This window comes from Williamsia sp., from assembly GCF_036566845.1.
GTDB lineage: Bacteria > Actinomycetota > Actinomycetes > Mycobacteriales > Mycobacteriaceae > Williamsia.
Genome location: NZ_DATCVM010000101.1, coordinates 17,952 through 27,604, shown reverse-complemented (window position 1 = coordinate 27,604; position 9,653 = coordinate 17,952). Strand labels below are relative to the sequence as shown.

10 protein-coding genes are annotated in these 9,653 nt (G+C 63.4%); 5 read left to right on the top strand and 5 right to left on the bottom strand.

Annotated elements, in window-relative coordinates; genetic code table 11:
- Window positions 1–370, bottom strand: a 370-nt coding sequence (locus VIQ49_RS09005) for an SDR family NAD(P)-dependent oxidoreductase (RefSeq protein ID WP_331883428.1), incomplete at its 3' end; no start/stop codon positions are given.
- A 126-nt stretch (window positions 371–496) separates the two neighbouring features.
- On the opposite strand from VIQ49_RS09005, the gene VIQ49_RS09000 reads away from it, so the two are divergent.
- From VIQ49_RS09000 to VIQ49_RS08990, 3 genes are all read left to right on the top strand, one after another.
- A complete protein-coding gene (locus tag VIQ49_RS09000) occupies window positions 497–1,120 on the top strand; it encodes a TetR family transcriptional regulator (RefSeq protein WP_331883425.1) in 624 nt (207 codons plus the stop codon).
- A 99-nt stretch (window positions 1,121–1,219) separates the two neighbouring features.
- Window positions 1,220–2,755 carry a long-chain fatty acid--CoA ligase gene (locus tag VIQ49_RS08995; protein WP_331883422.1) on the top strand — a complete coding sequence of 512 codons (1,536 nt, stop codon included), beginning with the start codon at window positions 1,220–1,222 and terminating at the stop codon, window positions 2,753–2,755.
- Window positions 2,756–2,789: 34 nt separating this feature from the next.
- Window positions 2,790–3,782: an LLM class flavin-dependent oxidoreductase gene (locus VIQ49_RS08990; protein ID WP_331883419.1), complete on the top strand. Its 993-nt coding sequence runs from the start codon at window positions 2,790–2,792 to the stop codon at window positions 3,780–3,782.
- A 33-nt stretch (window positions 3,783–3,815) separates the two neighbouring features.
- Here the strand turns inward: VIQ49_RS08990 and VIQ49_RS08985 are convergent, their stop codons facing one another.
- A complete protein-coding gene (locus VIQ49_RS08985; protein WP_331883416.1) occupies window positions 3,816–4,442 on the bottom strand; it encodes a TetR/AcrR family transcriptional regulator in 627 nt (208 codons plus the stop codon).
- A gap of 203 nt (window positions 4,443–4,645) precedes the next feature.
- Between VIQ49_RS08985 and VIQ49_RS08980 the strand changes: the two genes are divergently transcribed.
- On the top strand, window positions 4,646–5,449 hold the full coding sequence (locus tag VIQ49_RS08980; protein ID WP_331883414.1) for an SDR family NAD(P)-dependent oxidoreductase: 804 nt from the start codon (window positions 4,646–4,648) through the stop codon (window positions 5,447–5,449).
- 84 nt (window positions 5,450–5,533) lie between these two features.
- Here VIQ49_RS08980 and VIQ49_RS08975 read toward each other — a convergent pair whose 3' ends face one another.
- From VIQ49_RS08975 to VIQ49_RS08965, 3 genes are all read right to left on the bottom strand, one after another.
- The gene (locus tag VIQ49_RS08975) at window positions 5,534–6,943 is read right to left on the bottom strand and encodes an NAD(P)-binding protein (protein ID WP_331883411.1); all 1,410 of its coding nucleotides are present in this window, start codon (window positions 6,941–6,943) and stop codon (window positions 5,534–5,536) included.
- A 208-nt stretch (window positions 6,944–7,151) separates the two neighbouring features.
- The gene (locus VIQ49_RS08970; protein ID WP_331883408.1) at window positions 7,152–8,216 is read right to left on the bottom strand and encodes an alpha/beta hydrolase-fold protein; all 1,065 of its coding nucleotides are present in this window, start codon (window positions 8,214–8,216) and stop codon (window positions 7,152–7,154) included.
- A 138-nt stretch (window positions 8,217–8,354) separates the two neighbouring features.
- Window positions 8,355–8,489 carry a hypothetical protein gene (locus tag VIQ49_RS08965; protein ID WP_331883406.1) on the bottom strand — a complete coding sequence of 45 codons (135 nt, stop codon included), beginning with the start codon at window positions 8,487–8,489 and terminating at the stop codon, window positions 8,355–8,357.
- A 277-nt stretch (window positions 8,490–8,766) separates the two neighbouring features.
- Between VIQ49_RS08965 and VIQ49_RS08960 the strand changes: the two genes are divergently transcribed.
- The gene (locus tag VIQ49_RS08960) at window positions 8,767–9,648 is read left to right on the top strand and encodes an alpha/beta hydrolase (RefSeq protein ID WP_331883403.1); all 882 of its coding nucleotides are present in this window, start codon (window positions 8,767–8,769) and stop codon (window positions 9,646–9,648) included.
- The last annotated feature ends 5 nt before the right edge of the window (window positions 9,649–9,653 follow it).

Sequence of the window (9,653 nt, the reverse complement as noted above, 5' to 3'; positions counted from 1 at the left end):
CGATCATGGTCTGCCACGTCTCTTCGTCCATCTCGAGCGTGGGTGCCATGCTGTTGATCCCAGCGTTTGCGATCACGATATCGAGGCGGCCGAGTTGGGCCACACCGTCGTCGGCGGCCTTCTTCAGTGCAGCCAGGTCGCGCACATCGACCTCCGACGCCACGATCCTGCGATCGAGGGCCTCGACCTCCTTGACCGTCTGCTCGAGATCCGCGGCGGTGGCGGTTGCGTACGGAACGGTGGCGACTTGTTTCGCGGTGTCCACCGCGATGATGTCCGCGCCCTCCTGCGCAAGCCGAATCGCATGACTGCGCCCCTGACCTCGTGCAGCACCGGTGATGAAGGCGACTTTGCCCTCGAGTTTTCCCATATCGACCACTCCTGTTCGTTGTGACCCTGCTCTCAGCTCCTGAGGTTATGTCACCTAGTGCCAAAACACCAGGGCTGATTTGCGACGAACCGGCACAACGACCGGCGAGGGTGAGACGATAGCGAGATGGCAGACGGGAAGGTTCACGCCGAGGTGACCGACACAGTTGATCGGGGCGGCCGTCCTGCTGCGACCAGTGCGCACCAACTGGCAGCGGCGGCCCAGAAGTTGTTTGTCGAGCAGGGCTTCGAGGAGACGAGCGTAGAGGACATCGCGACGGCGGTCAGGGTCAGTCGCCGCACGTTCTTCCGTTATTTCGCGACGAAAGCCGATGTGCTGTGGGTCGAATCAGACGCCGAGTTCGACCGGCTCACAGCATTTCTGGCCGCCGACGACGGGGCCGCCGCACCGCGCGACGTCGTCGAGACCGCAATAATCTCCGCCCTCGCCTTCGCGCCCGGCGACGAGGAATGGGCCCGGCACCGCACCCAACTGATCCTGACCGTGCCGGCGGTGCAATTCCATGCGTCGGTGCTGTACCGGCAGTGGCGCGAAGCGGTCGCCGATTTCATCCACTGTCGCGGGCTCTGGCGCGACGACGAACTGTTTGTGATCGCTTTCGCGCACTCGACCACCGCCGCAATCATGGCCGGCCATGAGTACTGGGTGTCGCATCCGGAAACGACGCTGCCCCAATGTCTTCGATCATCGATTCGGCTTCTCGTACCCAGCGGCCCACAAACATCCTGAGACACGCGAATCTTGACAACTGTCCGGAAAAATCTTGACAGTTGCCATAGGTTGACGGAAGACTCATCTGCACCACACGCGACGAAGCGGAGAACAACAGTGTCGTTGACCTTCTATCTCGACAAGGGTGCTTCGTTGGGAGCAGAGGCTCCGTGTCTCACCATGAACGGGGTGTCGCTGACCTACGGCGATGTAGTGGCGCTCTCGCACTCGGTTGCGAAGGCGCTCAGGCGTTCCGGGGTCGCACCGGGTGACAAGGTCGGCATTCTGTCCGGCAACCATCCGACCTCGTTTGCGTGTGTCTTCGGCATCGCGCGCGCCGGCGCAGTGTGGTGCCCGATCAATCCGCGCAACGCCGCTGGTGAGAACGCCGAGCTACTCGACCTGTTCGACTGCACCACCTTGATCTACCAACCGGCCTTCGACACGTTGATCTCCGAGATCGCACCGCAGCTCCCAAAACTCACGAACCTCATCCGACTCGGCGAGGGTAACGACGCCGCAGTCGGGTTCGACGCCTGGATCTCCGGCGCCGAGACAGACCCGCCTGTCGACACCGACGATGCCGCAGACGACTTCGTCGCGCTCGTCGGCACCGGCGGCACCACTGGTCGCCCCAAGGGCGTCATGCTCACCGGCCGCAACCTGGAGACGATGACAGCCATCGTGCTGATGCGCTATCCGTTCGACGGCCGCCCGCGGTACCTCGCACTCGCTCCCCTCACCCATGCCGCGGGCGTGTTGTGTTTTCCCATCCTCGCCCTCGGCGGCGAGGTCGTGGTGATGGACCATCCGGACGTCGGAGAGTTTCTCGAACTCATCGGGCGACACAGCATCACGCACACCTTCCTGCCGCCGACGCTGATCTACATGACGCTGGACCACGAGGCGCTCGACTCCACCGATCTTTCTTCGCTGCAATGTTTTTGGTACGGAGCCGCGCCCATCTCCACCGCTCGACTCGCGGAGGCCCTGGAACGCATCGGACCGATGGCCCAGCTGTTCGGCCAGTCCGAGGCGCCTATGATGATCTCCACGTTGTCGCCGTCGGAGCACCGCAAACCAGATGGCAGCATCGACATCGCCCGGCTGTCGTCGGCCGGTCGGCCGTCGCCGTTGGTGACCGTGGCGATCCTCGACGAAAACGGGGCCGCGGTACAGACCGGAGCGCGAGGCGAGGTCTGCGTCCGCGGATCATTGGTCATGGCGGGCTATTACCGCAACCCGGAGGCGACCGCGGAGGCTTCGACCCACGGATGGCATCACACCGGCGACATCGGCTACCTCGACGACGACGGCTTCCTCTACATCGTCGACCGGGCGAAGGACATGATCATCACCGGCGGCTTCAACGTCTACTCCGCCGAGGTGGAGCAGGCTCTCATGGCCCACCCTGCCGTCCAGGACTGCGCCGTCATCGGCCTGCCCGATGAGAAGTGGGGCGAGAGGGTAACGGCCGTCGTCTCGCTGCGACCCGACATCGAGTTCAACGCAGACGAACTGATCGCGTTTGTGAAGGACCGCGTCGGTAGCGTCAAAGCGCCCAAACAGATCGAAGTCTGGACCGACCTGCCCCGCTCGACCATCGGAAAGATCCTCAAGGCCGACATCCGCTCCACTCTGACCGCGAAATGATCAACACCCCAACAAAGTAACGAGGTCTATGACGATGGAACTAGCCCTTTATCTCCCCAACTTCCGCGAAAAGGTCACCGTCACCGAGCTGGAGGACCTCACCCAACTGGCCGAGGATCTCGACTTCGAATCGGTGTGGACGCTGGATCGCATCATCGTTCCAGAATCCTCCGACCGGGCCGAGATGGAGTACGCCTTCGGCATGATGCACGAGTTGCCCAAACAATTGCCCGTCTCGTCGAGAGGCGAGTTCCTCCAGGGATTTCCACTCATCCCGTGGCTCGCCGCCAAGACCAGCAAGGTCCGCATCGGTATGAGCATCATCGACACTCCGTACCGATCCCCGGGTGTGCTCGCCGCAGAACTGGCCACCATCGATCACCTCAGCAATGGACGGCTCAACGTCGCGGTGGGCTCAGGATGGATGCCTGAAGAGTTCGCGGCCGCGAGTGCATCGCACATTTTCCCGCGCCGCCATCAACACCTGCGCGAGACCATCGAGATCATGCAGGGTATCTGGACCAACGAGGTCTTCGAATACCACGGTGAGTTCGCCGATTTCGGCCCCAGCGGCTTCGGTGCAAAACCCCTACAGCAACCGCATCCGCCCATCTACTTCAGCGGACTCAAGGATGCGAAACGCGCCGCGAAGCGAGTGGCCAAGTACGGCCTGGACGGTTGGATCGGGATTCAGGACTCCCCGCAGGAAATTGCCGAGTGGCGCAAGGGCATTCAGCATGAGCTCGAGGCTCTCGACACCTCCCGTACCATCGATGACCTCGATATCGCCAGCATGATCTGGACCGTCATCACCGATGTGGACATGGACCAGACACCGGCAGGCAAGGCGAGTAATCTGCTGGTCGGTTCAGAGGCCCAAGTCACCGACATGCTCAAGCGCTATCGAGAAGCAGGACTGACCAAGCTGCTTCTGTGGCCGCCGTTCGCCGACGTCCCGACCGCCAAGACGATGGACGACATGAAGCGCCTCAAGAACGACATCCTGCCGAAAATCGAGGCGATGTAGGAGCGGCTCTTGCATGCGCTTCGCCCTCGCAGATCACCGCAGGAACAAGTCGAAGGCTTCGGCCAGCTGATCTCGAGAGGATGTCAGCTGGTCGTCGCCATCGCTCAACAGGCGCATGAGGGCGCGCTGAAAGATGCCATCGATGATGACGTAGGCCATGTTCGACGTGAACCCGGGCGTCACACCCGACAGTTCGTAGAACCGGCTCACCACGCGCCACGTCATGTCCTCGCGTCGAGACTCTATCTCGCGCACATCTTCTCGGAACGACGACTCGAACAGTGTTTGATTCCGAAGGTCGTACCACAGACGGTGCAGCGCAGAATCCGACTCGAGCGTCGCGAAGAACATCTCCGCGAACTCGTCTCTGAGTTCCTGCGCCGTAGACGCCGAGGCGATGACCTCGTCGTAGCGGGTGACGCACACGTCCTCGTAGATCCGGACTGCTTGCGCAATCAGGTCGAGCTTGTCGGCGAAGTAGTAATGCAGAACCCCGTGCGAGAACGCCGAATTCTGCGCAATCTCGCGCAAACTGGTGCGGGCGTATCCCAATTCGGCCAGCGTCAGCAGCGTCGCTGTCGCCAGTTCTATCCGGCGAGCCTCGAACTTGTCGGGGCCACGCATCCCAGCTTTCCGGCCGTTGTGGGCGACGGTAGTCATCGGCACAGTTTACGGCGCGCCACCACTCGCGTGTCCAGGAGAAACGAGCCCAGCCACTGATTTCTTTGACAAACGTCACAATTACCCTTGACACCCGTCGAAATTGCTTCGTAATGTGACCGACGCCGCACTATGCGCGGGACGATATCCGCGAGGCAGTACTCACGATCGGCCACCATCCGCACGCTCAAGGAGACGATTCAATGACGAGTTACGACCTGACAGGGCGCACTGCCCTGGTCACCGGTGGCGCACAGGGACTGGGCGCCGGCATGGCCGACGCCATCGCCGCGGCCGGGGCAGCTGTCGCCGTGGCCGATATCAACGCCGAAGCGGGTCAGCAGATTGTCGACGCGCTGCGGGCGAAGGGCGCGAAGGCAGAGTTCGTGCTTCTCGACGTACGCGATGACGCGGTATGGGAAGCGGCGGTCACATCCACGATCGACACATTGGGCGGTCTCGACATCGTGGTGAACAACGCCGGAATCGAGGTGACCAATCTGCTGATCGACTTTGACGCTGCCGCCGCGTCCACCATGCTCGAGATCAACGTCCTGGGCACAGCATTGGGAGTGAAGCACGCGTTCCGGGCGATGCGACCCGGTGGCGCAGCAGGATCCGGTGGCGCTGTCATCAACATCGCCTCTGTCGCTGCGACCATCGCCTTCCCTGGGATCGCCCTGTACTCCGCCTCGAAGTCCGGGATCGACAGGCTGACCCGCGTCGCCGCTGCCGAATCGGGCAAGCTCGGTTACGGAGTGCGCGTCAACTGCATCTACCCGGGTCTCACACCGACCGCGATGGGCAACAAGCTCGCTGTCGAGACCGCCGCCTTGGGATTGTTCGATTCGCCCGAAGACGCAGCCGGAGCAGTCGCCGGCCTGACTCCGCTGGGACGACTCGGCCAGGTCGATGACATGGCCGATGCCGTTGTGTTCCTCGCCTCGGACGCGGCCAAGTTCATCACCGGCGCCGGCCTCCCCGTCGACGGCGGGATGGGAATGTGATCGACGAACTCCCCAGTCGTCAATCTTCATTCGTCGCCGCGTAACTCGCGCCTTCGAGGTTTCGTACCCCGTAAACGCGTCCAGTTACGCGGACATCCCGGCGAACTCGGTCAGCCGGCTCATCCCCAGCGCCGCGTACTTCTTCAATCGCTCGACCGCAGCGGCGAGTTCATCGGACTCCATCAGGTCCGGTGGCGTACGCGAAGGGTTCAGCGCCACCTGATCAGCCCACGCCTTGATGTCCGGGTTCGCGCTGAATGCCGCAGCGGCGCGGCCACCGGTGACCTGCATCCGCGCCCACTCGGCGAGACCATTGGGATAGGTCGACGACGGGCAAACCGCGTTCTTCGCAGCATTTGCCGCGTCGACGTCCAACCCGACGGCCACGGTCGCCTCGACATGACCCGACAACGCCGCGCCGAACAACGGGAAGCCGGCACGTACCGGTTGCAGCGTCATCGTCCGGTTCCCCCAGATCGGCACCTGCGGCGCAGTACGTAGTCCCCGCGCAGCACAATGCACGACTACCGCATCTGGGTCGACGGCCACCACATCACCAGCAGCCTGTCCCCTGTCGAACGTGAGGCGCCCGGGAGCCACTGCGCGCAGGTGCCCCCGGCGTACGACATTCTCGATCATCCGCAACCGGTCGAGTTCCCACTGCGCGAGCGTCGGAGTCCTTGCCATCGTAGGCGTCACCGAACGATCGATCCGCAGCATGACGCCGGCATCCTCGAGGCGGCAGAACATCTCATCGGCCGAGGCGGACTCGGATGCGGCCTGCATGGTGTCGGCGGCAGCACCGATGAACATCGTCGGTTCGGGCTGAATGACGGCACGGTTCAACATCCACGGATCGCGCGGACGCACCCAGCAGATCGCGTCGGGGTCGACCCCGTTGTCGATCAACCACACGCAAGCATCCGTCGCGGTCTTGCCCGCACCGACGATCACGTACTGCGATGCGGCACAACCGAGTCCGGCCAGATCATTGATGGGTATGACGTGCGTGCCGTCAGCCACCTCGAACGGCGGCGGCGTCAAGGAGGGGATGTCCGGGGTGAGATAGCGGGCATCGACCACACTGCGACGTACCCGCACTTCGTACTGACGCCCGGAGATGAGGGACACAAACCGGCCGTCGCCGAGGTAGTCGCTGTTCGAGTGGAACGACACCTTGTCGGAAGCGAGCAGGCGGTCACGCAGGATGCGTTCGTAGTAGGCGCAGATCTCCGGCGCGGTTGCCCGCTCATGCAAACCGGCCTCGGGCCCGCGCTCCTGGATCCGGCCACCTCCCATGGGCGTCGAGGCCACACCGTAGAGAGCAGAGGCCTGGTGGAGCCGGACGAACGGATAGGCATCAAGCCAATGACCGCCTACTCCGTGCCGCCGATCGACCATGACCACAGAGACGTCGGCGCGGTCGATGAGGGCGTCGACAAAGGCCATTCCGATCGCACCCGCACCGACGACCAGGTAGTCGGCCTCCAACATCTCCATCTCCTCAGACTGACCCTGGCCACGGGGAACGTCAATGACCTCTCAGGTTCGGCGCAGCACCGTCCTCGTCCCGTCGCCGATGAGCTCTGGAACACCAAGGAACTGGGAGATGTATGGGCGTGGATCGAGGTGACCTCGGGTGTTGATCGGCAAAGGCAATGGCGTGACCACCCTCGACCGCCGTCGACTCGGCACCGCCGGTTCACGGACACAGTTGGTCGATCGCGTAGAGGAGTCCATGCCGGTACCAGGCGTAGTCATGTCCGCCCGAATAGGTGTCGAAGTGGACATCCATGCCGGCACCTCGGGCCGCGTCCGCGAACCAGCGGGACTGATCGACCATGGCGCCCTCCATGGTTCCTACCTGAACCACAACGCGATTCGAGACGGCGCGGGTGCCGGCGAGCTCGGCGAGCGCCCGAGTGATCGTCCCGGGGCGCCCGTAGTCGCGCGGCTCCGTGCCGTCGAACCAGAACGACCCTGACTGAATGATTGCGGCATCGATGAGATCAGGGAGGTCGACGAGCAGACCCGCCGCGGCCAGGCCGCCGTAGCTTTGCCCGGCCACGATGATTCCACTCCATCCGACATCCGCCCGTTCGAGGGCAGGCAGGATCTCGTCGGTGAGGAGCTGTGTCATCACCGTGCGTTTGTCGAGAATCGCGCGGTCTGGGGTGCTGACGAGTACGACCGTCGGCGATGGCCCGATTGCACTTTTGTTGCGCGTGGCCGTTGCCTCGCGATAGCCAAACTGATTGTCGGCCCACAGGTCTCCGTCGAACATCACCACAAGTGGGCCATCCCGGTCTCCCCGAAGAACCGTCAGCTTTCGGCCCGATGCATCTACGACGTAGACAGATTCGTCATCGCCGCCTACCTGCCCGCGAGACTCGGGCCACGCCGGGTGTCGCCGCGAACCCGGCAGCTGCAGTACCGACGTCGATCCGCCCATGCCGAACGCACGACGAATCACGTCGGGATTACGCGGGTCTTCGACGAGGCTGTCGAGCACCTTGTAGATCGACAGCTCCTGTTGCGCCTCCACCGAATCAAAGATCAAGAATCCGTAACTGACGCAGGCATCGTCCAGGACTCGCACGGTCGTCGCATACACGCCTGGTTCGGTGAGCGTCAGTTCGATGCCACCGTGAATGGTTGTGCCGGGAAAACCGGTCAGGTGTAGCGAAACGACGACTGGGACGTCACTGAGCCAGCGAAACGTGACATCGGAGTGCCCGACGACGGAACTTGGTTCCAACTCCGTCATGGATGTCGCCTCCTCCTGCAATGGTCGAGTCCAAGAATCGCACAACCGGGCTGGATTCCTGCTCGGTAACCCACGACCATGGGTGAGCGAGGCCTCGGCCTGAACCCCCAACTCAACGCCGGCGGTCACTCATACCGTCTAGTGGTTGCTCAGGTGGCCGATGCCATCGAGGATGACCGTCACACGATCGAGCAATGTCTGGCGTAGCCAGGACGCCGGGCGATCTCCCGACCTCCAGCGCGCGATCGCTTCCATCGTCACCGCAGTCAGCATTGCTGCGCCCCCTTCCGCGTCGATCTGAGCGCTGAGTTCATCGCGCTTGATGCCGTAGCTCAGAAGCGATTCGAAGGCGACGTCCGAATGGTGGTGTACTTCTCCTCATGCGCCGACCCGATGGAGTACACGGGACGCCCATTCTGGGCCGAGCGCGAGCTCGCAGAACCAGGGCTCGAGGTGGATGACCACGTCGCGATCGGCAACTGGCACCGGACACCGCCGGACTAACCGGTACAGCGAAACACCCGACTAGAGGATCCGGAGGTCCGACACTATGCCAGTCCACGCGAACACAGCGCTGGACGCGGAGAATCTGGGCGAGGTCGTGGTGCGCGGCGTCCCGATCAGGTTCTCGGTGGCCGGGCGCGGCGATCGCGACGTCCTGCTCGTGCATGGCAGCGGCGCACATCGACTGTGGTGGCACCTCCTCATCCCGCAGTTGGTTGCCGCTGGACTTCGGGTCATCTCGGTCGATCTGAGCGGGCACGGTGACAGCGGCCACCGTTCTGAGTACGACGGCGAGGTGTGGGGTGAGGAAATACTCGCCGTGATATGGGCGACCGGCTCCTCCCGACCGCTCGTGGTCGGCCACAGCCTGGGCGGCCGACTCACCCTGATGACAGCGGGCGCGCATCCAGATGCGTTCGCCGGGTTGGTCTTGATCGACACCCCGTTGCGCCCTCCGCCGAGCTACCAGGCCGCGGTCGCAGCCGGGCGTAGGCAGCGCCCCAGACAGGAACGCCGATATCAGAGCCGCGACGAAATAATGGCGCGGTTCCGCCTGGTACCACCTCAGCCCCACCCCGCGGACGAGGTGATGACTGCTCTTGCCGCCAACGGGGTGCGGGAAGTCGACGGGATGTGGACCTGGAAGCACGACCAATGCGTGATGCCGGCGTTCTACGGTCCCGAGCTGCTAGCGGCGGCCGCGACTGTGCGGATTCCGCTGTGCTACGTCTACGGCGCCAACAGCTCCCTGGTGAAGGACGTCGAGGCCGACTTTGTCCGGGCCCACCTCCCCGGCGAGGTGAACGTCGTCCGTATCGCCAACGGTTTCCACCATCTCTGCTTGGACCAGCCTGCCGAGTGCGCCGACGTGATCATCGCGACGCGAGCCCGAGTAGACGGTCGTGCACCGGATCGAGACCTCAGCTAAGCCAC